The 23,224-nt window shown below is 67.4% G+C and carries 23 protein-coding genes; 1 reads left to right on the top strand and 22 read right to left on the bottom strand.

What is annotated here, in order from left to right; genetic code table 11:
* Positions 1-114: 114 nt before the first annotated feature.
* The 18 genes from bioB to VSR71_RS19775 all read right to left on the bottom strand — a co-directional run bounded on the left by bioB (position 115) and on the right by VSR71_RS19775 (position 18,432).
* Positions 115-1,137 carry a biotin synthase BioB gene (gene bioB / locus VSR71_RS19860; protein WP_342915554.1) on the bottom strand — a complete coding sequence of 341 codons (1,023 nt, stop codon included), beginning with the start codon at positions 1,135-1,137 and terminating at the stop codon, positions 115-117.
* Between the two features lie 23 nt (positions 1,138-1,160).
* A complete protein-coding gene (gene bioD / locus VSR71_RS19855; RefSeq protein ID WP_342915553.1) occupies positions 1,161-1,898 on the bottom strand; it encodes a dethiobiotin synthase in 738 nt (245 codons plus the stop codon).
* The gene (gene bioF, locus VSR71_RS19850; protein ID WP_342915552.1) at positions 1,895-3,109 is read right to left on the bottom strand and encodes an 8-amino-7-oxononanoate synthase; all 1,215 of its coding nucleotides are present in this window, start codon (positions 3,107-3,109) and stop codon (positions 1,895-1,897) included. The genes bioD and bioF overlap by 4 nt, the downstream gene beginning before the upstream one ends.
* Positions 3,099-4,505, bottom strand: a complete 1,407-nt coding sequence (gene bioA / locus VSR71_RS19845; RefSeq protein WP_342915551.1) for an adenosylmethionine--8-amino-7-oxononanoate transaminase — start codon at positions 4,503-4,505, stop codon at positions 3,099-3,101. The genes bioF and bioA overlap by 11 nt, the downstream gene beginning before the upstream one ends.
* Positions 4,506-4,840: 335 nt before the next feature.
* Positions 4,841-5,629, bottom strand: a complete 789-nt coding sequence (locus VSR71_RS19840) for an enoyl-CoA hydratase/isomerase family protein (protein ID WP_342915550.1) — start codon at positions 5,627-5,629, stop codon at positions 4,841-4,843.
* A 42-nt stretch (positions 5,630-5,671) separates the two neighbouring features.
* Positions 5,672-6,562: a dienelactone hydrolase family protein gene (locus tag VSR71_RS19835; protein ID WP_342915549.1), complete on the bottom strand. Its 891-nt coding sequence runs from the start codon at positions 6,560-6,562 to the stop codon at positions 5,672-5,674.
* A gap of 90 nt (positions 6,563-6,652) precedes the next feature.
* The gene (locus VSR71_RS19830) at positions 6,653-8,260 is read right to left on the bottom strand and encodes a carboxyl transferase domain-containing protein (protein WP_342915548.1); all 1,608 of its coding nucleotides are present in this window, start codon (positions 8,258-8,260) and stop codon (positions 6,653-6,655) included.
* Positions 8,261-8,349: 89 nt separating this feature from the next.
* The gene (locus VSR71_RS19825) at positions 8,350-8,778 is read right to left on the bottom strand and encodes a YchJ family protein (RefSeq protein WP_342915547.1); all 429 of its coding nucleotides are present in this window, start codon (positions 8,776-8,778) and stop codon (positions 8,350-8,352) included.
* Positions 8,775-9,461 (bottom strand): HAD family phosphatase, encoded by a 687-nt coding sequence (locus VSR71_RS19820; RefSeq protein WP_342915546.1) that lies wholly within the window; start codon positions 9,459-9,461, stop codon positions 8,775-8,777. Before VSR71_RS19820 ends, VSR71_RS19825 begins: the two co-directional genes overlap by 4 nt.
* Positions 9,458-10,123, bottom strand: a complete 666-nt coding sequence (locus tag VSR71_RS19815) for a 2-hydroxychromene-2-carboxylate isomerase (protein ID WP_342915545.1) — start codon at positions 10,121-10,123, stop codon at positions 9,458-9,460. Before VSR71_RS19815 ends, VSR71_RS19820 begins: the two co-directional genes overlap by 4 nt.
* Before the next feature lie 120 nt (positions 10,124-10,243).
* Positions 10,244-11,374, bottom strand: a complete 1,131-nt coding sequence (locus VSR71_RS19810; RefSeq protein ID WP_209765405.1) for an acyl-CoA dehydrogenase family protein — start codon at positions 11,372-11,374, stop codon at positions 10,244-10,246.
* A 31-nt stretch (positions 11,375-11,405) separates the two neighbouring features.
* Positions 11,406-12,086 (bottom strand): SDR family oxidoreductase, encoded by a 681-nt coding sequence (locus VSR71_RS19805; RefSeq protein WP_342915544.1) that lies wholly within the window; start codon positions 12,084-12,086, stop codon positions 11,406-11,408.
* A gap of 224 nt (positions 12,087-12,310) precedes the next feature.
* Complete coding sequence (locus VSR71_RS19800) at positions 12,311-13,489, bottom strand: acetyl-CoA C-acetyltransferase (protein ID WP_342915543.1); 1,179 nt, start codon at positions 13,487-13,489, stop codon at positions 12,311-12,313.
* Positions 13,490-13,547: 58 nt separating this feature from the next.
* On the bottom strand, positions 13,548-14,219 hold the full coding sequence (gene can, locus VSR71_RS19795) for a carbonate dehydratase (RefSeq protein ID WP_063239875.1): 672 nt from the start codon (positions 14,217-14,219) through the stop codon (positions 13,548-13,550).
* The gene (gene aceK / locus VSR71_RS19790; RefSeq protein WP_342915542.1) at positions 14,216-16,039 is read right to left on the bottom strand and encodes a bifunctional isocitrate dehydrogenase kinase/phosphatase; all 1,824 of its coding nucleotides are present in this window, start codon (positions 16,037-16,039) and stop codon (positions 14,216-14,218) included. Before aceK ends, can begins: the two co-directional genes overlap by 4 nt.
* Positions 16,040-16,161: 122 nt before the next feature.
* Positions 16,162-17,343 carry an isovaleryl-CoA dehydrogenase gene (locus VSR71_RS19785; RefSeq protein WP_342915541.1) on the bottom strand — a complete coding sequence of 394 codons (1,182 nt, stop codon included), beginning with the start codon at positions 17,341-17,343 and terminating at the stop codon, positions 16,162-16,164.
* Positions 17,344-17,379: 36 nt separating this feature from the next.
* Positions 17,380-17,874 (bottom strand): PaaI family thioesterase, encoded by a 495-nt coding sequence (locus VSR71_RS19780; protein WP_342915540.1) that lies wholly within the window; start codon positions 17,872-17,874, stop codon positions 17,380-17,382.
* Between the two features lie 93 nt (positions 17,875-17,967).
* Positions 17,968-18,432 carry a MerR family DNA-binding transcriptional regulator gene (locus VSR71_RS19775; protein ID WP_342915539.1) on the bottom strand — a complete coding sequence of 155 codons (465 nt, stop codon included), beginning with the start codon at positions 18,430-18,432 and terminating at the stop codon, positions 17,968-17,970.
* Positions 18,433-18,660: 228 nt separating this feature from the next.
* Between VSR71_RS19775 and VSR71_RS19770 the strand changes: the two genes are divergently transcribed.
* Complete coding sequence (locus VSR71_RS19770; RefSeq protein WP_342915538.1) at positions 18,661-19,737, top strand: MBL fold metallo-hydrolase; 1,077 nt, start codon at positions 18,661-18,663, stop codon at positions 19,735-19,737.
* A 22-nt stretch (positions 19,738-19,759) separates the two neighbouring features.
* Here VSR71_RS19770 and VSR71_RS19765 read toward each other — a convergent pair whose 3' ends face one another.
* The 4 genes from VSR71_RS19765 to VSR71_RS19750 form a co-directional block, all read right to left on the bottom strand.
* Positions 19,760-20,602 carry a helical backbone metal receptor gene (locus VSR71_RS19765; protein ID WP_342915537.1) on the bottom strand — a complete coding sequence of 281 codons (843 nt, stop codon included), beginning with the start codon at positions 20,600-20,602 and terminating at the stop codon, positions 19,760-19,762.
* A gap of 2 nt (positions 20,603-20,604) precedes the next feature.
* Positions 20,605-21,408, bottom strand: coding sequence for an SDR family oxidoreductase (locus VSR71_RS19760; protein WP_342915536.1), 804 nt, complete (start codon positions 21,406-21,408; stop codon positions 20,605-20,607).
* 143 nt (positions 21,409-21,551) lie between these two features.
* On the bottom strand, positions 21,552-22,187 hold the full coding sequence (locus VSR71_RS19755) for a thiol:disulfide interchange protein DsbA/DsbL (RefSeq protein WP_342915535.1): 636 nt from the start codon (positions 22,185-22,187) through the stop codon (positions 21,552-21,554).
* A gap of 185 nt (positions 22,188-22,372) precedes the next feature.
* Positions 22,373-23,131 carry an SPOR domain-containing protein gene (locus VSR71_RS19750; RefSeq protein WP_342915534.1) on the bottom strand — a complete coding sequence of 253 codons (759 nt, stop codon included), beginning with the start codon at positions 23,129-23,131 and terminating at the stop codon, positions 22,373-22,375.
* Positions 23,132-23,224: the final 93 nt, after the last annotated feature.

Genomic DNA, 23,224 nt, shown 5'->3' with positions numbered 1-23,224 from the left:
CTTGTTATGCCGTTATCGGCATCTTACGGCGGGGAGGTGTCCAATGGGTTAATTCCGCGTCGCTATCCGGCGCAACCATGCCGCGCAACCATGCCGCGTAACTATTCCGCGCAATTATCCCGCGTACCCCTCCGCGCGGATGTCCAGGCGGGCCAGCAGGGCGCGATCGCGGTCGGCCTGCGGGTTGCCGGTGGTCAGCAGCTTTTCGCCGTAGAAGATGGAATTGGCGCCGGCCATGAAGCACAGGGCCTGCAAGGCCTCGTCCATGGCCTCGCGGCCGGCGGAAAGGCGCACCATCGCCCCGGGCATGGTGATGCGGGCCACGGCAATGGTGCGGACGAACTCGAACGGGTCCAGCGCCTCGGTGCCGGCCAGCGGGGTGCCTTCGACCTGCACCAGGTTGTTGATGGGCACCGATTCCGGGTACGGGTCCATATTGGCCAGCTGGGCGATCAGGCCGGCGCGCGCCTCGCGCGATTCGCCCATGCCGACGATGCCGCCGCAGCAGACGTTGATGCCGGCCTCGCGCACATGGCCGATGGTGTCGAGCCGATCCTGGTAGGTGCGCGTGGTGATGATCTTGCCGTAGAACTCGGGCGAGGTATCCAGGTTGTGGTTGTAGTAGTCCAGCCCGGCGTCCTTGAGCTGCTGCGCCTGCTCGGCCTTGAGCATGCCCAGCGTGACGCAGGTCTCCAGGCCCATCGCCTTGACCTCGCGCACCATGTCCATCACCGGCTCGAGGTGGCGGTCCTTGGGGCTGCGCCAGGCGGCGCCCATGCAGAAGCGGGTGGCGCCGTTGGCCTTGGCGGCGCGCGCGGCGTCGAGCACCTCGTCCAGCGCCATCAGCTTCTCGGCCTTGACGCCGGCGTCGTGGTGCGCGCTTTGCGGGCAATAGCCGCAATCCTCCTCGCAGCCGCCGGTCTTGATCGACAGCAGCGTCGACAGCTGCACGGTGTTGGCGTCGAAGTTCTCGCGATGCACCTGCTGGGCGCGGAACAGCAGGTCGTTGAACGGCAGCGCGAACAGCGCGGCGACGTCGTCGACACGCCATTTGGCGTCGTCGGGCAATGCGTGCTGGCGTGCGGTCTGGCGCAGCGATTCGGCGGAGATGGTGGTAACGGTGTGGGCTTGGGTCATGTTTTTTTCAGTCGAATTGTGGTTCAGGCAGCGAGGCCGGCGGCCTCGGCCTGGGATTTGGCGGTGGCGGCGAACAGCGGCGCGAGGTCGAGCCGCATCGCGGCGGAGGCGGGCTCGAGTTGCCAGGGCAGCTCGCCCAGGCACGGCGCGTCCAGCGACGCATGCAGCGTGGCGATGTTCTCGTCGGCGAGCAGCATGTCGGGGTCGACCCGGTTGGCGATCCAGCCGGCCAGCACCAGGCCGCGCGCGCGGATCGCCTCGGCGGTCAGCACGGCGTGGTTGAGGCAGCCCAGTCGGATGCCGACTACCATCACCACCGGCAAACCCATCATCACGGCCAGGTCGGCGGTGCTCCAGCGCACCGCGCCGGCGTCGAGCGGAACGTGGAACCCGCCCACGCCCTCGACCACCACGGCGTCAGCCTGGCGGCGCAGCGCGTCGAACGCGTCGCGGATCGGCGCGCGCGTGATGCGCACCCCTTCCTGCGCGGCGGCCAGGTGCGGCGAGCAAGGCGTGCGCAGCAGGAACGGGCAGGTAAGGCCGAGCGGCACCGTCACCGAACTGGCGGCGCGCAGCTGCGCCACGTCGTCGTTGTGCCAGTGGCCGTCGCGCCATTCGCTGCCGCTGGCGACGGGCTTCATGCCCGCGGTGCGGTAGCCGGCGCCGTTGAGGGCGTGCAGCAGCGTGGCGCTGGCGTGGGTCTTGCCGACGCCGGTATCGGTGCCGGTGACGAAGCAGGCGAAGCTGCGCGGCGCGGTCACGCTGCCTCCTTGCGCGGCATTGCCTCGGACAGCGCGTCGAGCAGGCGGCGCACGTCGGCCTCGTCGTGCGCGGCGCACAGCGTGATGCGCAGCCGCGCCGTGCCCTCCGGCACAGTCGGCGGCCGGATCGCGCCAACGCGGATGCCGACGGCTTCCAGCGCCGCCGACAGCGCCAGCGACGCGGCGTTGTCGCCGATGATCAGCGGCTGGATCGCGGTCTGGCTCTCGCCCAGCGACCAGCCGGCGCTGGCGGCCAGCCGGGCCAGGCCCTCGCGCAGCAGCGCGATGCAGCGCGCCAGTTGCGCACGGCGTTGCCGGCCTTCCTCGCCTTCGATGATTGCCAGGCTGGCCAGCAACGCGTGCGCCACCGCCGGCGGCGCCGCCGTGGTGTAGATATACGGCCGCGCGGTGTTGACCAGGTGCTCGATCACGGTCTCGTGCGCGGCGACGAAAGCGCCTGCCACGCCGGCGGCCTTGCCGAGCGTGCCGATGTAGATAAAGCGCTCGGACGACAGCCCCAGCGCTTCCAGCACGCCGTGGCCCTGTTCGCCCAGCACGCCGAAACCGTGCGCGTCGTCGACGATGATCCACGCGTCGTAGCGCTCGGCTAGCTCCAGCAGCCGGCGCAGCGGGGCGACATTGCCATCCATGCTGAACACGCTGTCGGTGACGATCAGCTTGCGCTCGCTGGTGCTCGCCGCCAGCAGCGCCCCCAGCGCGGCGGTATCGCAATGCGGATAGCGCTGCACGTCGGCGCGTGCCAGCCGGGCGCCGTCGATCAGCGAGGCGTGGTTGAGCGATTCGCAGAACAGCGTCGCGCCGGCCGTGCCCAACGCGGTCAGCACCGCCATGTTGGCCATGTAGCCGGTGCAGAAGTACAGCGTCTGCGCGTGCGGGATATGCGGCGCGAACCAGCGTGCCAGCTCTTCCTCCAGCTGCGCATGCGCCAGCGAGTGGCCGCTGACCAGGTGCGACGCGCCGCTGCCGGCGCCGTAGCGGTGCGCGCCTTCCGCCAGCGCGGCGATCACCTTCGGATGGTTGGCCAGCCCCATGTAATCGTTGCTGCAGAAAGTCAGCAGCGGCTGCGGCTGGGCATCGACGGCACCCACGGCCTGGTGCGGCGCGCACGCGGTGTGGGCGATGCGGCGGCGGCGCGTCAGCGCCAGTTGCTGGCGCTGCGCGGCGGCCTGTTTCAGTTGTTCAAGCAGCATGGCGGACCTCGGCGCTGGTGGTGACATCGTCGAGCGTGGCCAGCAGCTGCTGGCCCAGCCAGCCTGCCTGCGCGGCATCGAAGACATAGGGCGGCAGTACGTACAGCGTATTGCCGATCGGCCGCACCAGCAGTTCGCGCGTGCGCGCGGCATGGTGGAAGCGCGATGAGAAATCGGCGCCGGCCACGTCGTCGCGCACGTCGGCGGCCCAGACCAGGCCGCGCTGGCGCACGTGCTGCAGGCGCGCATCGGCAGCCAGCGGCGCCATCGCGTCGGCCAGCCAGCGCGCGCGTTCGCGGTTCTGTTCGATCACGTTGTCCTGCTCGAACAGGTCGAGCGTGGCCAGCGCGGCGCGGCAGGCCAGCGGGTTGCCGGTGTACGAGTGCGAATGCAGGAAGCTGCGCGCCAGTTCGTCGGCGACGAAGGCACGCTGGATTTCCGGGCGCGACAGCACCAGCGACAGCGGCAGGTAGCCGCCGCTGATGCCCTTGGACAGGCACAGGAAATCGGGCCACGCATGCGCGGGCAGCGGTGTCTCGGCCGATGCCTCGCCGCGCGACTGCTCCCATGCGAAGAAGGTGCCGGTGCGTCCGCAGCCAACCGCGATCTCGTCGGCGATCAGGTGCACCCGGTAGCGATCGCACAGCGCGCGCGCGCCGTCGAGATAGGACGGGTCATGCATCGCCATGCCGGCGGCGCCCTGCACCAGCGGCTCGACGATCAGCGCGGCGATCTGGCCGGCGCGCTCGCGCAGCAGCGCTTCCAGCTCCGCCAGCGCGCGCGCGGCCACGCCGGCGGCGGATTCACCGCGCCCGGCCTGGCGCGCGTCGGGCGACATCACGACATGGGCGCGGCGGATCAGCGGGTCGTAGGCGTCGCGGAAGATCTCCACGTCGGTCACCGCGAGCGCGCCCACGGTCTCGCCGTGGTAGCCGTTGCGCAGGCAGACGAACTCCCGCTTGGCCGGCAGTCCGGTGTTGCGCCAGTAGTGGAAGCTCATCTTCAGCGCGATCTCGACCGCCGAGGCGCCATCCGAGGCGTAGAACACATTGCCGAGCGCGCCGCCACTCAGCGCGGACAGGCGCTCGGCCAGCTCCACTGCGGGGGCGTGCGTGCAGCCGGCGAGCATCACATGCTCGAGCGTCTCCAGCTGGCTCGCCAGCGCGGCGTTGATGCGCGGGTTGGCGTGGCCGAACAGGTTGACCCACCACGAGCTGGTGGCGTCGAAATAGCGGCGGCCATCGGCATCGAACAGCCACGGGCCTTCGCCGCGCACGATCGCCAGCGGCAGGGTGTCGTCATCCGGGCGCAGGCGGGTGCAGGGGTGCCAGACCGCATTGCGGCTGCGCTGGCCCAGCGACTGCGCGCCGCCTGGGGAAAGGGACAGGTGATCCAAGGTAGCCCTCCTTTGTTGGCCGTCCGGGGTGCCTGGCGTTGCCGGCTGGGCCGGGGGTGCGCGGCGTGGGCGGACGGGTTCGGGAGGGTCATGTTATGAATGTCCCATCGGGGTTGGCAATGTCCCCGGTTTTTTTGATTTGGCGGATAGTTGACTGGAGTTGACGGATGTTATCAGCCAGAAGTACTGGTTTTGCGCCTAGCGTGCTGCGATCTTCACGCAAAATTCCGCAAGCTTTTTTCGGTGCTGCAAGCGTCCGGTGTGCTGCAGCATGACTCCCCTCTCCCGCCTGGCGGGAGAGGGGAGCAAACAAGCGGGGTAGTAGAAATCCTGCCTCAAGCCGGCCGCCACGACGGCGTCCGCTTCTCCAAAAACGACCTCACCCCTTCCTTCCCTTCCTCCGATGCCCGGATCTTCGCGATCCGGTCAGCCGTATCCGCCAGCAGGTCGTCGTCGATCGCCCGCCCCGCAATATCCTGCACCAGCCGCTTGCTCTCGCGCACGGCGTTCGGGCTGTTGCCGACCAGCGCGGTCGCCAGTTCGGCCACCTTGGCGTCGAGCGCTTCGGCCGGCACCACCGCATGCACGAAGCCCAGCCGCAGCGCCTCGGCCGAGTCGAATCGTTCGGCGGTGATGAAGTAGCGGCGCGCCGCCTGCTCGCCCATGGCGCGGATCACGTAAGGGCTGATGGTGGCGGGCAGCAGTCCCAGGCGCGCCTCGGACAGGCAGAAATGCGCGTGCTCGGCGGCGACCGCGATATCGCACGCGGCGACAAGCCCCATGCCGCCGGCGTAGGTGTCGCCCTGGATGCGCGCGATCACCGGGCGCGGGCACGACCACACCGTATGCAGCATCTGCGCCAGCGTCAGCGCGTCGGCGCGGTTCTGGTCGTCGGAGTAGCCGGCCATCTTCTTCATCCAGTTCAGGTCGGCGCCCGCGCAGAAGGCCGGGCCGTTGCCGGCCAGCACGATGGCGCGCACCTCTTCCATGTCGCCGAGCGCGCGGAAAGCGCCGGTGACTTCGGCGATCACGGTCTCGTTGAAGGCGTTGCGCACATCGGGCCGGTTCAGCGTCACAGTGGCGACGTGGTTGGCGATATTGACGGTGAGGGTGGTGAAATCCATGGTTCGCTCCGTTGGCGGATGTCTGAATGGTTGGCGGATGGCTCAGGAGCCGGCCTCGAACGGCAGGCCGAGAGAGTGGAAGAAGGCGGCGACCTCGGGCAGCCACAGCGGGATGCCTTCGCGCGCGCTGAACAGCCGGTGGGAGTCGTTGCCGAAATCGCCCACGTCGACCAGCCACGCCCTGGCCGCTTCTCCCTTGGCCCGCGCCTTGTATGCGTTGAACATGCGGCCGGGCAATGGCACCGGCCAGTAGCTGTCGTTGTCGCCGTACACCCACAGCGACGGGTAGCGCGCCGTGCTGCCATAGCTGGCGAAGGCGTCGACCAGCCGGTCTTCCCAGTCCGCGCAATTCAGGTTGCGCAGCCCGCCGGCAAAATTGACCACGCCGCGCACGCCGGGATAGCCGATGGTGCTGAAGGCCATCGTGGTCAGCCCGCCGTGCGATTGCCCGATCACCACGATGCGCTCCATGTCGATATAGGGCAGCGTGGCCATGTAGTCGAGCGTGGCGACCACGTCGTCGGCCTGCATCATGCCATTGCCCTCGATGTCGCAGCTGCCGCCCACATAGGCGCCGCCCGAGCGTGCGAAACCCTGCCGCATCGGCAGCACCACCGCGTAGCCGCGACGCAGGAACTCCGCGCTCTGCGCCGCAAAGCGCGCGCGCCCTTGCATAAAGGGCCGGCCCGGCGCCTTGCCGTGGTTGATCACCACCAGCGGGAACGGCCCTTCTCCCGGCGGCTTGAACACCGTCGCTTCCAGGTCGATGCGCGACGGGATCGCGGCCTTGGGCAGCATCACCACCTGCTCGGTGAAGCGCATGCGCGGCGCGGCTTGCCCGCTGCCGACCCCGGTCTGCGCCGGCGCCGGCAGCGCCGGCAGCAAGGCCAGCACCGTGGCAAGGCAGGAAAGCAGACGGGTCACGCAACGCATGGAAGTAGCAGCCAAAAAACCGATGAAGCCGATGAAACTGATGAAGCCGATGAAACCAGTAAAGCAGACGGCGCCGATGCCGTAACGGCGCTACATACGGAACACGCCGAACTTCATATCCTCGATCGGCGCGTTCAGGCTGGCCGACAGGCCCAGCCCCAGCACCGTGCGCGTCTGCGCGGGATCGATCACGCCGTCGTCCCACAAGCGCGCGCTGGCGTAGTACGGGTGGCCCTGGTGCTCGTACTGGTCGCGGATCGGCTGCTTGAAGGCGTCTTCCTCTTCCGCGCTCCACTTGCCGCCCTTGGCTTCGATGCCATCGCGGCGCACCGTCGCCAGCACGCTCGCGGCCTGCTCGCCGCCCATCACCGAGATGCGCGCGTTCGGCCACATCCACAGGAAGCGCGGCGAATACGCGCGCCCGCACATGCCGTAGTTGCCGGCACCGAACGAGCCGCCGATGATCACCGTGAACTTGGGCACCTGCGCCGTCGCCACCGCGGTCACCATCTTGGCACCGTTGCGGGCAATGCCTTCGTTCTCGTACTTGCGCCCCACCATGAAGCCGGTGATGTTCTGCAGGAACACCAGCGGGATCTTGCGCTGGCAGCACAGCTCGATGAAGTGCGCGCCCTTGAGCGCCGACTCGGAAAACAGGATGCCGTTGTTGGCGACGATGCCGACCGGGTAGCCCCAGATGCGCGCGAAGCCGCACACCAGCGTGGTGCCGTAGCGCGCCTTGAACTCGTCGAACTCTGAGCCGTCGACGATGCGCGCGATCACCTCGCGCACGTCATAGGGCTTGCGCGTGTCGGTGGGGATCACGCCGTACAGCTCTTCCACCGGATACAGCGGCTCGACCGGCTCGTGCAGGCGGATCTGGTCCGGCTTGCGGCGGTTCAGGTGCTGCACGATATTGCGCGCCAGGCTCAGCGCGTGATGGTCGTTCTGCGCGAAGTAGTCGGCCACGCCCGACAGGCGCGTATGCACGTCGGCGCCGCCCAGGTCCTCGGCGCTGACTTCCTCGCCGGTGGCGGCCTTCACCAGCGGCGGGCCGCCCAGGAAGATGGTGCCCTGGTTCTTGACGATGATCGACTCGTCGCTCATCGCCGGCACATAGGCGCCGCCGGCGGTGCACGAGCCCATCACCACCGCGATCTGCGGGATGCCCTGCTTGGACAGGTTGGCCTGGTTGTAGAAGATGCGGCCGAAGTGGTCGCGGTCGGGGAACACGTCGTCCTGGTTGGGCAGGTTGGCGCCGCCGGAATCGACCAGGTAGATGCACGGCAGGTTGTTCTGCTCGGCGATCTCCTGCGCGCGCACGTGCTTCTTGACCGTCATCGGGTAGTAGGTGCCGCCCTTGACGGTGGCATCGTTGCACACGATCACGCATTCCTGCCCGGCCACGCGGCCGATGCCGGTGATGATGCCAGCGCCCGGCGCGGCATCGTCATACATGTCGTAAGCGGCGAGCTGCGACAGTTCCAGGAACGGCGTGCCCGGGTCCAGCAGCATCTGCACGCGGTCGCGCGGCAGCAGCTTGCCGCGCGACAGGTGCTTGTTGCGCGCCTCGTCCCCGCCGCCCTGCGCCAGCCTTGCGATCTTCGCCTTGAGGTCGGCCACCAGTTCCCGCATCGCATCGGCGTTGGCCTTGAACGATTCTGAGCGGGCGTTCAGTTTGGTTTCCAGCGTGGGCATCGTATCGTCTCTTCGTGCTTGGGTCTTGGTGGGGATCCGTTTAGCCTGCGCTGCGTGCGTGGTGCGCAGGCCGCGCTATGTGGCGATGCTCATGGCGCTTCCCCGATCATGTCGCCATCCACATAGAGCCAGCGCGCGGTCTCACCGGGCGCGCGCGGCTCGTGCACGAAGCGGCTGCGCTCGTGCAGCCGCCAGGCGCGCCCGCCGACCTTGTAGCGCGCGACGAACTCCACTTCGGCATGGGTGTCGTCCTGCTGCGCGTGCGCCTTCACCGACAGCCCGAGCCAGCGCGTGGCGGTGTCCGGCGCAAGATCCGCCGGACAGGTGGACGGATGCCAGGTCTGGCGCAGCCAGTCGGTGTCGTTCAGCACGTAGGCGCTGTAGCGCGAGCGCATCAGCGCCTCGGCATTGGGCGGCAGCGCCTCGCCGCGATGGTAGCGGCCGCAGCACGCGGCATAGTCGGCGCCGCCGCACGGGCACGGAACCGGACCGGCCTTGGGCGGGCGGCGCGCTGTCATCCCACCAGCTCCGGTAGTTCGCGCATGTCGGTGAAGAGCGAGTGCGCACCCGCTTCGCGCAGCGACGCGGCGTCGTTGCGCGCGGCGTAGCCGAACACCGTCATGCCCGCGGCCACCCCGGCTGTGACGCCGGTTGGGCTGTCTTCGACCACGGCGCAGCGCGTCGGCTCGACGCCCATGGTGCGCGCGGCCAGCAGGTACACGTCGGGCGCGGGCTTGCTGCGCGCCACTTCGGTGGCGGAGAAGATATGTTCGCGCTCATCCTGCTGGAACAGTTCGACCAGCCCGGTCTTGATCAGCTGCAGCTTGACCTTGACGCGGTCGGCGCCGGACGCCACGCACACCGGCATGCCGGTGGCGGCGATCTTGCCGATGGCGTCGCGCACGTGCGCCACGGCCGCCACTTCGGCCTCGAGCACCGCGTTGCGGCGCGCCAGCCAGGTCGACAGCCAGTTCTCGGGCAGCGGCGAGCCGCGCATGCGTTCGATCATGTCAAGTTCCTCGCGCACGGCGCGGCCGAGGAACAGGCGCGTGGAGTCTTCCAGCGAGATCTCGATGCCGAGTTCGTTCAGCATCTGGTTGAGCACGCGGTTGACGATCGGCTCGCTGTCGACGAGCACGCCGTCGCAGTCGAAGATCACGCAATCGAAGCGGCCGGAATGGCCCTGGGTTACTGCGGTCATGCGGGTTTCTTTTCCTTGTTGTCCAGGCTGGCTACACCAGGTACGGCCCGGAGTTCGGTCTGGCGGCGCGCCTTCAGGTGCGCCTCGACCTGTTCGAAACGGTCGAAGCCCCAGAAGGGCTCGCCATCGACGATGACGAAGGGCGAGCCGAACACGCCCTTGGCCATCGCCACCTCGATCTCGGCCTTGAGCTGGTCCTTGATCTGGTAGCTGGTGGCGCCGGCATCCATGGCCTGCACGTCGATGCCCAGCGGCTCGGCCAGCTTCATGATCTCGGCCGGCTCGGCGATATTGATGTCGTCGACGAACAGCGCGCGGTACACCGACTTGGCGAAGCCCGCGGCGATATCGTCGCCGTGATGGTTCTGCAGCCACAGCATGGCGCGGGCGGCATGCGTGGTCGGCAGCGGGAAATGCGTGGGCCGCTTGTACTCGATGCCGTGGAAGCGCGCGGTGCGCTCGAAATCGCGCCAGCTGTAATCGCCCTTGAGCGGCAGCTGCGGCAGCGGCGATGCGCCGGTGGTCTTGAACACGACTCCCAGCAGGATCGGATGCCAGGCGACGATGCGGCCGTACTTCTGCGCCAGTTCATCGATGCGGGTGCTGGCGAAATACCCGTAGGGCGAGGAGAAATCGAAGTAGAAATCGATCGCTGCGGTCATGTCGGGGGCCTTGTTCTTGTGTTGGCGGTTCGGTTGGCGAGACAGGAGTCGGGAGTCGTGCCGCCTGTTGCCGGGGGCGCCGGCGGCACTTGGCATCATCGTACGCTGTTTAAGCCATGATCAGGCAAGTGCGCGCGCAATCAGGATCTTCTGGATATCGCTGGTGCCCTCGTAGATCTGGCACACGCGCACATCACGGTAGATGCGCTCGACCGGGAAATCGCTGACATAGCCATAGCCGCCGAACACCTGGATCGCGTCGGAGCAGACCCGCTCGGCCATCTCGCTGGCAAAGAGCTTGGCCATCGCCGCTTCCTTCAGGCACGGGCGGCCGGCGTCGCGCAGCGCCGCGGCGTGCCACACCATCTGGCGCGCGACGTCGATGCGCGTGGCCATTTCGGCCAGCCGGAACTGCACCGCCTGGTGCTGGAACAGGGGCTGGCCGAAACTCTCGCGTTCCTTCGCATACGCCAGCGCCGCATCGAACGCCGCGCGCGCCATGCCGATGCTTTGCGACGCAATGCCGATGCGCCCGCCTTCCAGCCCGGACAGCGCCATCTTGTAGCCGCCGCCCTCGTCGCCCAGCAGGTTGGCCGCCGGCACACGGCAGTCCTCGAACAGGATCTGCGCGGTGTCCGACGAATGCTGGCCGAGCTTGTCTTCCAGACGCGCCACTACGTATCCCGGCGTCGACGTCGGCACGATGAACGCGCTGATGCCGCGCTTGCCGGCGGCCTTGTCGGTCACCGCCAGCACGATCGCGACGTCGGCATTCTGGCCGCTGGTGATGAACTGCTTGACGCCGTTGAGCACGTAGTCGTCGCCGTCGCGGACCGCGGTGGTGCGCAGCGCCGACGCGTCGGAGCCGACGTGCGGCTCGGTCAGGCAGAATGCGCCGAGCATCTCGCCGCGCGCCAGCGGCACCAGCCACTGCTGCTTCTGGGCTTCGCTGGCAAACGACATCAGCATGCTGCACACCGGGCAGTTGTTGACGCTGATGACGGTGGAAGTGCCGCCGTCGCCGGCCGCGATCTCTTCCAGTATCAGCGCGAGCGACAGGTAGTCCAGGCCCGCGCCGCCGTACTCTTCCGGCACGGCCACGCCGTAGGCGCCCAGCGCCGCCAGTTCGCGATGCACGTCCTTGGGGAAGGTCTTGTCGCGGTCCCACTGCGCGGCCTGTGGCGCGATCACCTCCTGCGCGAACTGGCGCACGGCGTCGCGGATCATTTCCTGTTCGGGGGTCAGCAGCATGTCGATGGTCGGTTGTTCGTGCGCGCCGCGATCACCAGGGGATCGGCGTGCCGTCGTAGTTGTGGAAGGTGCCGTTGTCGCGACGCTTGACGCCGGCCAGCACCTGGCGCATGCCCTTGACGCTCTGCTGAACGCTCAGGTCGGCTTCCTGGCCGCCCATGTCGGTCTTGACCCAGCCCGGGTGCAGCGCGACGCAGGTGGCATGGCGCGCGTCGAGCGAGACCGCGCGCAGTGCGGCGTTGGCGCCGGCCTTGCTGACGCGGTAGAGCCAACTGCTGTTGTGCTCCATGCCGCCGATGCTGCCCATGCGCGAGGACAGCACCGCCAGCACACCGCCATGGCCGGACTGGCCGGCTTCGACATAGGGCAGGACCAGCGGCAGCGCCATCATCGGGCCGAGCACGTTGACGTGCATCACGCGGTCGAAGTCCTGCGGCGTCACGGGCTGCGCGCCTTCGGTGCGCGGGCCCATCACGCCGGCGTTGTAGATCGCCACGTCGAGCGCTTCGCCATCGAGCTTCCAGCCCAGGCCGGCGACCGCGCCGGGATCGGACAGGTCTACGTGGTGTGCTTCGGCGCCAAGCGCCTGCAGCGCGCCCACGCCTTCAGGGGTGCGTGCCGCCGCGATGACGCGCCAGCCGTCGGCGCGGTACTGGCGGACAAATTCCAGGCCGATGCCGCGGGAGGCACCTAGGATGAGGGCGGTTGGCAAGGGTTGCTCCTTTCTCAAACTGGCCGGCGCGTCGAACGGTACGGCTGGCCACGGTTCAGCAAACTGCCACTGTCTTGCTCCCTCTCCCGCTTGCGGGAGAGGGTTGGGGTGAGGGCGGGCGTTACCACGAAGTGCGGCGTGTCATGCTTGGCACGCGCCCGCCCTCACCCCCAGCCCCTCTCCCGCACGCGGGAGAGGGGAGCACACAAGCGGAGAAGGAGACGTTACAGAAGCTCGATCCCCACCGCCGTCGCTTCCCCGCCGCCAATGCACAGGCTCGCCACGCCACGCTTGCCGCCCGTCTTGCGCAGCGCGCCGATCAGCGTGGTCATGATGCGCGCGCCCGAAGCCCCGATCGGATGGCCCAGCGCACACGCGCCGCCATGGATATTGACCTTGTCGCGCGGGATCTTCAGGTCGTGCATGGCGGCCATCGGCACCACGGCAAAGGCCTCGTTGATCTCGAACAGGTCGACATTGTCAGTGGTCCAGTCCAGCTTGCGGTACAGCTTGGCGATGGCCTCCACCGGCGCGGTGGTGAACCAGCCGGGTGCCTGCGCGTGCGTGGTGTGGCCGAGCATGCGGGCGATCGGCTGCAGGCCCAGCCGCTTCGCGGTGGAAGCGCGCATCATCACCAGTGCCGAGGCGCCGTCGTTGATCGACGACGACGATGCGGCGGTGATGGTGCCGTCCTTGGCAAACGCCGGCTTCAGCGACGGGATCTTGTCGAGCTTGATGCGGCGCGGACCTTCGTCGGTGTCGATCACCGTGTCGCCGCCCTTGCCCGATACCGTCACCGGCGCGATCTCCCAGCGGAAATCGCCCTTCTCGGTGGCCTCCTGCGCGCGGCGCACGCTTTCCATCGCGAATTCATCCTGCTGCTCGCGCGTGAAGCCGTACTTGGCGGCGCAATCCTCGCCGAAGGTGCCCATGGCGCGGCCCTTGTCGTAGGCGTCTTCCAGGCCGTCCAGCATCATGTGGTCGTAGATCATGCCGTGGCCGATGCGGTAGCCGCCACGGCCCTTCGGGATCAGGTATGGCGCGTTGGTCATGCTTTCCATGCCGCCGGCAATCGCGATGTCGAACGAGCCGGCGATCAGGCCGTCATAGACGGTCATCGCCGCGCGCATGCCCGAGCCGCACATCTTGTTGACGGTGGTGCAGCCCACGCCCAGCGGCAGGCCCGCGCCCAGCGCTGCCTGGCGTGCCGGCGCCTGGCCCTGGCCGGCGGGCAGCACGCAGCCGAACACCACTTCTTCGACCTGCTCCGGCTTCAGGCCGGCGCGCTCGACCGCCGCGCGGATGGCGACGGCGCCGAGCTGCGGCGCGGTCACGCTGGCGAATTCGCCCTGGAACGCAGCCATCGGCGTGCGGGCGGCTGAAACGATGACGATCTCTTCCATGTCGGGTCTCCTGGATCGGTGGGTATGCGTAAGTGGTGTCTGGTGTCGGAGCAGCGCGTCAGCGGATCGACGCCTGCGGCGGATCGCCGTACTGGCGGTAGGCCGCGGCCAGTTGCTCGTGCAGCTCGTCGTTGTTGCTGGCGGCCATGCCCAGGTCGCGCAGCAGGCCGTCGGACACGCCGTAGATCCAGCCGTGCACCGTGACAGCCTGGCCACGGTCCCAGGCGTCCTGGATCACCGTGGTCTGGCAGATATTGCTGACCTGTTCGATCACGTTCAGCTCGCACAGGCGGGTATGGGCATCTTCCTCGCGCAGGATGGTGCCGAGATAGGCCTCGTGCTTGTCGGCCACGTCGCGCACATGGCGCAGCCAGTTGTCGGCCAGGCCGATGCGCTCGCGCTTGAGCGCGACCTTCACGCCGCCGCAGCCGTAGTGACCCACCACCGTGATATGGCGCACCTTGAGCACTTCCACGGCGAACTGGATCACCGACAGCGCATTCAGGTCGCTGTGCGCGATCACGTTGGCGATATTGCGGTGGACAAACACCTCGCCCGGGGCCAGCCCCAGGATCTGGTTGGCCGGCACGCGCGAATCGGAGCAGCCGATCCACAGGTATTCCGGCGCCTGCTGGTTGGCCAGGCGGGTGAAGAAGGCAGGGTCTTCCGCGTTGACGCGGTCCACCCACTCGCGGTTGTTGCGGAACAGCTGGGCGATGGCGTCATTCATGCGACTCTCCTTGCAGGGTCGGCGGCAGGCAGTTCAGCGGCAGCGCCGTAGCGGTTGATGAATCGCTCGGTAGGGTGATAGGCAAAAAAGTCATGGACATGTCCGGCCAGCAGCCGGTCCTTGTGGCCCTGCCACATGGCAGGGTCGAAAAAATCCGAGTGGTGCCGCAGGAACGCCGCGCGCACGCGCGTGTCGCCCAGCAGGAACGTGCGGAACGTCTCGGGAAAAATATCGTGCGGACGCACCGTATACCAGACCTCGCCCGACATCTCCTCTTCCTCGTTGCGCGGCTGCGGCACTTCGCGGATATTGCAGTCGGTCAGGTACTCGATCTCGTCGTAGTCGTAGAACACCACGCGCCCGTGCCGCGTGACGCCGAAGTTCTTGTACAGCATGTCGCCCGGGAAGATGTTGGCGGCCATCAGTTCCTTGATGGCGTTGCCGTATTCCAGCACACCGTGCTCGACCTGCTCGTCGGAGCCTTCCTGCAGGTAGATGTTCAGCGGCGTCATGCGGCGTTCGATATAGACGTGGCGCACCACGATTTCCTCCCCGCCCTGCTTGCCGCGCTGGTATTCGATCATCGACGGCGCGTGCTGCTCGAACTCGCGCACCAGCGCTTCGTCGAAGCGCGACAGCGGGAAGGCCACGTCGGAGTACTCCAGCGTATCGGCCATGCGGCCGACGCGGTCGTGCTGCTTGACCAGCTGGTACTTGGACTTGACCAGCTCGCGCGTGGTGTCCTTGGGCGCCGGGATAATGTCCTTGATGACCTTGAACACGTACGGGTACGACGGCAGCGTGAACACCAGCATCACCAGGCCGCGGATGCCGGGCGCGACGATGAACTTGTCCGACGAATGCTGCAGGTGGTGCAGGAAGTCGCGGTAGAACAGGTTCTTGCCCTGCTTCTGCAGGCCCAGCGAGGTGTAGATCTCCGCGCGCGGCTTGCGCGGCATGATGTCGCGCAGGAAGGTCACATAGGCCGACGGGATCTCCATGTCGACCATGAAGTAGGAATGCGTGAACGAGAACAGGATCAGCAGCTGTTCCTTCTTCAGCAGCACCGAGTCCAGCATCAGCTTGCCCGAAGGGCCGTGCACGATCGGGATCGCCAGCGGGAAGGTGCGGTCGCCGTTCAGGATGCGGCCGATGATGAAGGCCGACTTGTTGCGGAAGAACAGCGACGACAGCGTATGGACCTGGAAATTCGGCGCGATGCGGAAGTCGCCGAAATGCTCGCTGACGGCGCGCACCACATAGCCGATATCGCGTGTGAGGTCTTCGAACGGGCGCTCCAGCTGGAAGTTGTGCACGATGCGCTCGAAACACGCCGCCATGCCCTCTCGGCTGCCCGGATAGTAGGCGCGGAAGGTCGGGCGCGTCGGCGATTCCTCGTTCTCGATGTATTCGGTCGAGATCGCCGGGCGCACGAAGATGAAATCGTTGTTGAAATACGAGCGGTGCAGGATGCGCGTGCAGACCGAATTGAAGAAGGTCTCGGCCAGTTCGGGCTGGTGGTGGTTGGTCAGCAGCCCGATGTAGTGCAGCTTGATCTGCTGCCAGATCTCGTCGTCGATGTTCTCGGCGTCGTATTCGTCTTCCAGGATGATGCTCGATTCGCGCACGCGCTCGTTGTAGAAGGCAATGCGGTCGCGCTGGATCTGCTGCAGCCCGTGCCAGTCGCCGGACTCGAACTTGAGCTTGGCCTGGTGGCTGACCTCGCGGAACAGGCGGTAGTGCTTGTCGAACCCGTCGAGCATCGTTCTCGCCACATCGAAGGCAATCTGCGAGGAGAGCAGTTTGGGGAAGTGGGACATGGGTCGACGGGGGCGACTGCGTGACGGTCTTGCGACAGGTAGTGAGATTGTAAATGGGTTCCGGGGAAGCGCTCCGGATGTCCGGGGGCGCCGCAGGTGATTCCGGCGCCCCCGGCACACCGTTACATCGTTTCCGCGAACAGCTCGCGGCCGATCAGCATGCGGCGGATCTCCGACGTGCCCGCACCGATCTCGTACAGCTTGGCGTCGCGCCACAGGCGCCCGGCCGGGTACTCGTTGATGTAGCCGTTGCCGCCCAGGATCTGCACGGTCTCGCCCGCCATCCAGGTGGCCTTCTCGGCCGTGTACAGGATCACCGCGGCGCAGTCCTTGCGCACCTGGCGCACGTGGTCGCTGCCGAGCGCGTCCAGGTTCTTGCCGACCGTGTACAGGTAGCTGCGCGCCGCCTGCAGCGTGGTGTACATGTCCGCCACCTTGCCCTGGATCAGCTGGAACTCGCCGATGCTCTGGCCGAACTGCTTGCGGTCGTGGATGTAGGGCGTGACCACGTCCATGCACGCCTGCATGATGCCGACCGGGCCGCCCGACAGCACCGCGCGCTCGTAGTCCAGGCCGCTCATCAGCACCTTCGCGCCGCTGTTCTCGGTCCCGAGGATGTTCTCGGCCGGCACTTCCACGTCCTCGAACACCAGCTCGCCAGTGTGCGAGCCGCGCATGCCCAGCTTGTCCAGCTTCTGCGCCACCGAGAAGCCCTTCATGCCCTTCTCGACGATGAAGGCGGTCATGCCGCGCGCGCCCAGCTCGGGCTCGGTCTTGGCGTAAACCACCAGCACATCGCAATCCGGGCCGTTGGTGATCCACATCTTGGTGCCGTTGAGCACGTAACGATCACCCTTGAATTCCGCGCGCAGCTTCATGCTGACCACGTCCGAGCCCGCGTTGGGCTCGCTCATCGCCAGCGCACCGATCCATTCGCCCGAGACCAGCTTCGGCAGGTACTTCGCCTTCTGCGCCGGCGTGCCGTTGCGGTGGATCTGGTTCACGCACAGGTTGGAATGCGCGCCGTATGACAGGCCCACCGACGCCGACGCGCGGCTGATCTCTTCCATCGCGATCATGTGCGCCAGGTAGCCCATGTTGGCGCCGCCATATTCCTCGGCCACGGTGATGCCGAGCACGCCGAGGTCGCCCATTTTCTTCCAGGCGTCCATCGGGAACTGGTCGGTGCGGTCGATCTCGCCCGCGCGCGGCGCCAGTTCGGCCTGGGCCCACGTGCGCACGGAATCGCGCAGCATCTCGATGTCTTCGCCGAGGTCGAATTTCAGGCCGGGCAGTTCGGTCATGTCGGTCTCCTGTTGGATGCGGTATGTATGAGTGCTTCAGACGTGGTCCAGGGTCTTGACCACGCACAGCGTCATCAGCATGGTGGCCACCTGCTTGCGGCGGCCCTGCTGTTCGACGTAGACCTCGCCCTGCGCCACGATCAGTGTGCGCCCGGGCTTCAGCACCCGCCCCACCGCGACCAGGCGTTCGCCTTGCGCGGGGGATAGCAGGTTGATCTTGTATTCGGCGGTCAGCCCCGCCTCGCCCTCGCCCACCATCGACAGCGCGGCATAGCCGCAGGCGCTGTCGGCCAGCGCGCCGACAGCGCCGCCGTGGAAGAAGCCATGCTGCTGGGTCACGCCGTCCGACCACGGCATCGCTATTTCGACTTCGCCGCGCTCCACCCGCTGCAGCGAGGCGCCGAAGCTGGTCATCAGCCCCTGGCGCGAGAAACTGGTGGCGATGGCATCGGCGCGCGCGGCGGACAGCGCTGCGGGTTCGGCGAGTTCGGCTCGTTCGGCGGGGACGGCACTGGCGTTGGCAGACGTCATGGCTGGGTTCCGGTGTGGAGGCGTTGGGGTATTCTATTTACGTTTACGTAAACGTCAATCCGAATCGGCACGAAAGCGGTGCCAGGTGATGCATCAGGCGGATCGCTTCCGGACCGGCGCATCGCTGCCTTCCGTTGCCGCGGGCTTGGCGCCGGTCTGGGCGGCAAGCAGGTCCCGGCAGTGGCGCTCGTGCTGGTCGATCTCGGCGAGTTGCGCCTGCAGGTCTTCCATCTGCCGTTCCAGCGCGCCGCGGTGGGCGGCGAGCGCGTCCAGGAAGCGTTCGAGTTGCGGGGCGGTATCGCGCGGCGACTCGTAAAGGTCCAGGATCTCGCGGATTTCGTTGAGAGTGAGCCCTAACCGCTTGCCGCGCAGCGTCAGCTTCAGCCGGGTCCGCTCGCGGCTGTTGTAGACCCGCTTGCGGCCGCCCGGGCCTTCGCGCTCCGGCGACAGCAGTCCCTGGTCTTCGTAGAAGCGGATGGCACGAGGCGTGACATCGAACTCGCGGGCGAGGTCGGTGATGGTGTAGGTTGCGGAGGCGGGAGATTGCGTGACTGCCATGGATGCGCCCAGTAAAGTGAACGGTCGTTCGTTGCGAAGTCAAGTTTTCGCTTAAGATGGAGACAAACCGCCAGAGTTGACGTTTACGTTAGCGTCAACCCCGGCGACTGGCAACTGGCGCGAACCGACGCATTGGCGCCCGCGCGCCTGGCAACGAGAAAGCCCGCCTTCCCCCGCCCGCCGCCACCCGACCCGGCGAGGCACAAGGCTTCGAACAAGAGACTCCTCATGAACGCACTCGAACACCAGCTCCAATACCCGTTCGGCGACACCATGCCCGAGCCTGGCACCAAGCAGGAAGTCGCCCCCGGCGTCTATTGGCTGCGCATGCCGCTGCCGTTCGCGCTCGACCATATCAACCTGTGGCTGCTGCGCGACCGCCTGGACGGGCGCGACGGCTGGACCATCATCGACTGCGGCATCACCAACGACACCATCAAGGCCCATTGGGAAACCATCTTCGCCAACGAGCTGGAAGGCCTGCCCGTGGTGCGCGTGCTGGTGACGCACAGCCACCCCGACCACGTCGGACTGGCGCACTGGCTGTGCAAGCGCTTCGACGTGCGGCTGTGGATGAGCCTGGGCGACTACATGAGCGCGCGCGTGATGGGCACCGGCACTGGCGCCGGTTCCAGCGCCGGTGGCGACGCGGCCGCCGCGCACTTCGCGCGGCATGGCCTGACCGATCCCGACAGCCAGGAAAAGCTGCGCGCGCGCAAGACCTACTACCCGTCGCTGGTGCCGGACCTGCCTGCGCAGTACCGCCGCCTGATGGAAGGCGACACGGTGCGCATCGGCACCGATGCGGCCACCTCGGGCTGGCGCGTGATCACCGGCTTCGGCCATTCGCCCGAGCACGTGGCGCTGTACAACGAAGCGACCAACGTGCTGGTGTCCGGCGACATGGTGCTGCCGCGCATCTCGACCAATGTCAGCGTGTTCGACATGGAGCCGGAAGGCAATTCGCTGCAGCTCTACCTGGATTCGCTCACCCGCTACGAGCCGCTGCCGCAGGACGTGCTGATCCTGCCGTCGCACGGCCGTCCGTTCCGCAACCTGCATACCCGCATCATGCAGCTGCGCGAGCACCACGCCGACCGCCTGGCCGAAACGCTGGAGGCCTGCCGCGAGAAGCCGTGCTGCGCGCACGATATCGTCAGCGTGATCTTCAAGCGCCAGTTCGACATCCACCAGATGACCTTCGCCATGGGCGAGTCGCTGGCGCACCTGCACTGCCTGTGGCACCGCGGCGAACTGGTGCGGCAGCTGGATGACGACGGCGTGTACCGCTTCCGGGCGGCCTGATATTGCCGACTGAAAAAGCCGGCTAGTTGGCGGCCGCCAGAGCCGCCATGTAGCGCACGCCGTCCACCGCGCGGCTGCCGTACCACGACAGCATTTCGCCGTCGACCAGCAGCACCGGCTTGCCGAGCTGGCGCTCGAGCGCGTCGGCGTGGTCTTCGGTGAAGCGATAGGGCTCGGTCGACAGCAGCACCAGGTCGAGCTCGCGCACCAGCGCATCGCTCCAGCGGAAAGTGGGATAGCGTTCGCCGGGCGCATTGGGGCGGCTGCAGTCGCCGCCCGCGCACGCCTGCACGGCGCCTTCATCGCCCGCATCGCCCGGCCAGGTCTGCCAGTTGGCCAGCGCCAGCATGCGGCTGATATAGGTGTCGCGCGACACCGTCATCCATGGGTCCTGCCAGATCGCGTACAGCACGCGGCGCGCCGGCCAGGCATGCGCGCGAATGGCATCCAGCTCGGCCTGCAAGGCCGCGCACAGCGATTCGGCCTCGGTATGGCGGCCAAAAATGCCGCCCAGCAGCCGGTACAGCGGCAGATTGTCTTCCGGCGCGCACGGATGCGTGACGATCACGTTGGGCACGAAGGCGCGGATCTCGTCGACGGTCTCGCGCCGGTTCTCGTCGATATTGACCACCACGTGCGTGGGTGCCAGCTCGCGCAGCCGCGCCACCCTGACGTCCTTGGTGCCGCCGACCTTGGGTACCGCGCGCACGGCCGGTTCCGGATGGATGCAGAAGCCGGTGCGCGCCACCATCTGCGATGCCAGCCCGAGCGCGAACAGCAGTTCGGTCACCGACGGTACCAGCGAGGCGATGCGCACCTCTCCGCTCGCGGCAGCGTGCTGCTGGCCAATGGCATCAGTCCACATCGTCAGGGCTCCTTGCTTTCCCCGCGCCGCGGCTTGCGCGGCGCGCCGGTCGCCAGCATGTCGTACAGCCAGCGCGGCATCACATGCATCAGCCCCGCCACCACGCCCATCTGCCACGGAATCACGCGGAAGCGCCGGCCGGCGGCGATCACGCGCGCGGCCTTGCGCGCAAACACGTCGGCATCGGTCAGGAACGGCATCCGGTACGGGTTCTTCGCGGTCATCGGCGTGCGGATATAGCCCGGCGCGATCGTAACCACGCGGATGCCAAGCGGGCGCTGCTCCAGCCGCAGGCTCTCCAGCAGCTTGATCACTGCCGATTTCGACGCGCTGTATGCACCGGCACCCGGCAGCCCGCGCACGCCGGCTACGCTGGCGATGCCGACCAGCGTGCCGCGCCGGCCGCCGGGGCCGGGTTCGCGCTGCTGCATCGCGTGCAGGAACGGCTGGAACGTGGTCAGCACGCCGAACCAGTTGGTGTCCATCACCTGGCGGAACGCATCCAGGTCTTCGCGTTCGCTGGCGACGGTGCCGACCGAGACGCCGGCATTGGCGATCACCACGTCCGGACAGCCGAAATGGCCGAGGAAGTCTTCCGCCGCGCGCGCCATCGCGTCGGCATCGCGCACATCCGCGCCATAGATGCGCACCGCGCCCGGGTTGGGCAGCGTCGCCACGAATTCGCGCAACGCATCCTCGCGCCGGGCTACCAGACCGAGGATAGAACCCTGCGACGCATATTCGCGCGCCAGCGCCTGGCCGAGTCCGCTGGAGGCGCCGGTGAGGAAGACTTTGAGGGGACGCATTGGGGCAGTCACAAATGAAAAAACGGCTGGTACAGCATACCAGCCGTTTGGCGCAGGCCTTGGCAATCCTGCCTGTGTGCTCACTCTCCCGCGCGCGGGAGAGTGAAAAAAACCGGCGGCTCACGGAAGGCCGCCAGTCACATTTACATCTTCTTCGCCTTCACCTGCTCGACCAGGTAATCCATCGCCTGGATCGCGCCCTGCTTGTTGCCGGTGATCGACGGCGAGGTCACGTACTTGCCCTGCACCACCACGGTCGGCACGCCGTCGATCTTGTAGGCGTCGGCGATCTTGTTGGCGCGTTGCGCGTTGGTGGTCACCGTGAACGAGTTATACGCGTCCAGGAAGGCCTTGCGGTCGATGCCGTTCTTGGCCATGAAGTCGGCGATCTCGTTGCTGTCGAGCAGGCGCTTGCGCTCGGTGTGGATGGCGTTGAAGACCTTCATGTTCATGGCATCAAGCTTGCCGATGGCTTCGAGCGCATAGAAGATCCTGGTGTGCGGCAGCAGGTCGTCGCGGAAAGCGACCGGCACGCGCTTGAACACGACATTGTTGCCCTGCTTCTTGACCCAGGCTTCCAGGTCGGGCTCGAAGTCGAAGCAGTGCGGGCAGCCGTACCAGAAGAACTCGGTGACCTCGATCTTGCCTGGGGTGACCGGCTGCGGCGCCTTCAGGACCTGGTATTCCTTGCCCTCGGTGGGCGCAGCCTGGGACGGCGCGGACATCAGCAGGCCGCCCACGGCGGCGAACATGGCGAACAGTGCGGCGAGTTTCTTCATCTTGGTGCGGCCTTGCGGTTGGGTCGATGAGCATATGACCGCAGTGGCGGCGTCCGGTTCAGCCCGGGCGCCGGCCGCGGCGGTGACAAGGGTGTTGCGTTGGTTACGGCGTATTTATGACGCTTTCGTGGCCGGGTGTGCCCCGCCCAGGCGCATAACGCCTGAGCCGGGGTTCCAGCCGACGGTCACTGCTTGGTGAAGCGGATCACGGACGCCTCGAAGCCCTGCGTCTGCAGCCGCTCGCGCGTCTTGTTCATGTCTTCGATGCGGTTGTACGGGCCCATGCGCACGCGGTACATCTTGACGCCGTTGACGTCGCGTTCGGTGATCCGGGCCTCGAAACCCTGCATCGCCAGGTTGGCCTTCTGGCGGTCGGCGTCGTCGGCCGAGCGGAACGCGCCCACCTGCAGCAGGTAGCCGACCTTGTTGGCGTCGGCCTGGGCGATCTCGGCGATCGGGTCGGACACCGGCTTCTCGGCCGGCTTGGTGGCGACAGGCTTGTCGGCCGGTTTTTCAACCGGCTTTTCAACAGGCTTCTCCGCCGGGCGGGTGACCGCCACCGGCGGCTCGCCGTTCTGGCGGCCATTCTGGTGCCCGTTCTGCTGGCTCTGCTGGCCAGGCTGGGTGCTCGGCTTGGGCTCCGGCTCGGGTGCCTGACCCACCGGCTTGGCCGGCGTCTTGCTCCACAGCGGCTTGTTCGGGTCGGTCGGGCCCTGGTCGGCGCGCTGCGCCGGCGGCGGCAGCTGGCTGGCGACATTGCCCGGCTCGCTCGGCCGCGGCGCGCCCTTCTGCTGGAACGGGGTCGGCGACTTGGTGATGTAGAGGGCGACCACCACGGCGATGGCCAGCCCGACGATCAGCCCGAGCACAAGGCCCAGGAACGTCCCGCCGCGCTGCTGGCTGCGGCGGGCCTTGCGCGCATCGCGCTTGCGTTGCTGTTGCATGAAGTCCTCTTAGGTGATGCCGGGATTATAGGGCCACCGCCGGGCGGCCCTGTGGGTCCCACTGCGGGCCCCACTATGCGCCCCGCCGGGCGT

It is taken from the genome of Cupriavidus oxalaticus, from assembly GCF_038900635.1.
GTDB lineage: Bacteria > Pseudomonadota > Gammaproteobacteria > Burkholderiales > Burkholderiaceae > Cupriavidus > Cupriavidus oxalaticus_B.
The sequence above is the reverse complement of the archived record's forward strand: the minus strand, read 5'-3'. Positions and strand labels throughout refer to the sequence as shown.

Coding starts and splice junctions, on each gene's coding strand:
- bioB (WP_342915554.1), bottom strand. CDS start 1,137: ATGACCCAAGCCCACACCGTTACCACCATCTCCGCCGAATCGCTGCGC.
- bioF (WP_342915552.1), bottom strand. CDS start 3,109: ATGCTGCTTGAACAACTGAAACAGGCCGCCGCGCAGCGCCAGCAACTG.
- VSR71_RS19840 (WP_342915550.1), bottom strand. CDS start 5,629: ATGGATTTCACCACCCTCACCGTCAATATCGCCAACCACGTCGCCACT.
- VSR71_RS19835 (WP_342915549.1), bottom strand. CDS start 6,562: ATGCGTTGCGTGACCCGTCTGCTTTCCTGCCTTGCCACGGTGCTGGCC.
- VSR71_RS19830 (WP_342915548.1), bottom strand. CDS start 8,260: ATGCCCACGCTGGAAACCAAACTGAACGCCCGCTCAGAATCGTTCAAG.
- VSR71_RS19825 (WP_342915547.1), bottom strand. CDS start 8,778: ATGACAGCGCGCCGCCCGCCCAAGGCCGGTCCGGTTCCGTGCCCGTGC.
- VSR71_RS19820 (WP_342915546.1), bottom strand. CDS start 9,461: ATGACCGCAGTAACCCAGGGCCATTCCGGCCGCTTCGATTGCGTGATC.
- VSR71_RS19815 (WP_342915545.1), bottom strand. CDS start 10,123: ATGACCGCAGCGATCGATTTCTACTTCGATTTCTCCTCGCCCTACGGG.
- VSR71_RS19810 (WP_209765405.1), bottom strand. CDS start 11,374: ATGCTGCTGACCCCCGAACAGGAAATGATCCGCGACGCCGTGCGCCAG.
- VSR71_RS19800 (WP_342915543.1), bottom strand. CDS start 13,489: ATGGAAGAGATCGTCATCGTTTCAGCCGCCCGCACGCCGATGGCTGCG.
- can (WP_063239875.1), bottom strand. CDS start 14,219: ATGAATGACGCCATCGCCCAGCTGTTCCGCAACAACCGCGAGTGGGTG.
- aceK (WP_342915542.1), bottom strand. CDS start 16,039: ATGTCCCACTTCCCCAAACTGCTCTCCTCGCAGATTGCCTTCGATGTG.
- VSR71_RS19785 (WP_342915541.1), bottom strand. CDS start 17,343: ATGACCGAACTGCCCGGCCTGAAATTCGACCTCGGCGAAGACATCGAG.
- VSR71_RS19780 (WP_342915540.1), bottom strand. CDS start 17,874: ATGACGTCTGCCAACGCCAGTGCCGTCCCCGCCGAACGAGCCGAACTC.
- VSR71_RS19775 (WP_342915539.1), bottom strand. CDS start 18,432: ATGGCAGTCACGCAATCTCCCGCCTCCGCAACCTACACCATCACCGAC.
- VSR71_RS19770 (WP_342915538.1), top strand. CDS start 18,661: ATGAACGCACTCGAACACCAGCTCCAATACCCGTTCGGCGACACCATG.
- VSR71_RS19765 (WP_342915537.1), bottom strand. CDS start 20,602: ATGTGGACTGATGCCATTGGCCAGCAGCACGCTGCCGCGAGCGGAGAG.
- VSR71_RS19760 (WP_342915536.1), bottom strand. CDS start 21,408: ATGCGTCCCCTCAAAGTCTTCCTCACCGGCGCCTCCAGCGGACTCGGC.
- VSR71_RS19755 (WP_342915535.1), bottom strand. CDS start 22,187: ATGAAGAAACTCGCCGCACTGTTCGCCATGTTCGCCGCCGTGGGCGGC.
- VSR71_RS19750 (WP_342915534.1), bottom strand. CDS start 23,131: ATGCAACAGCAACGCAAGCGCGATGCGCGCAAGGCCCGCCGCAGCCAG.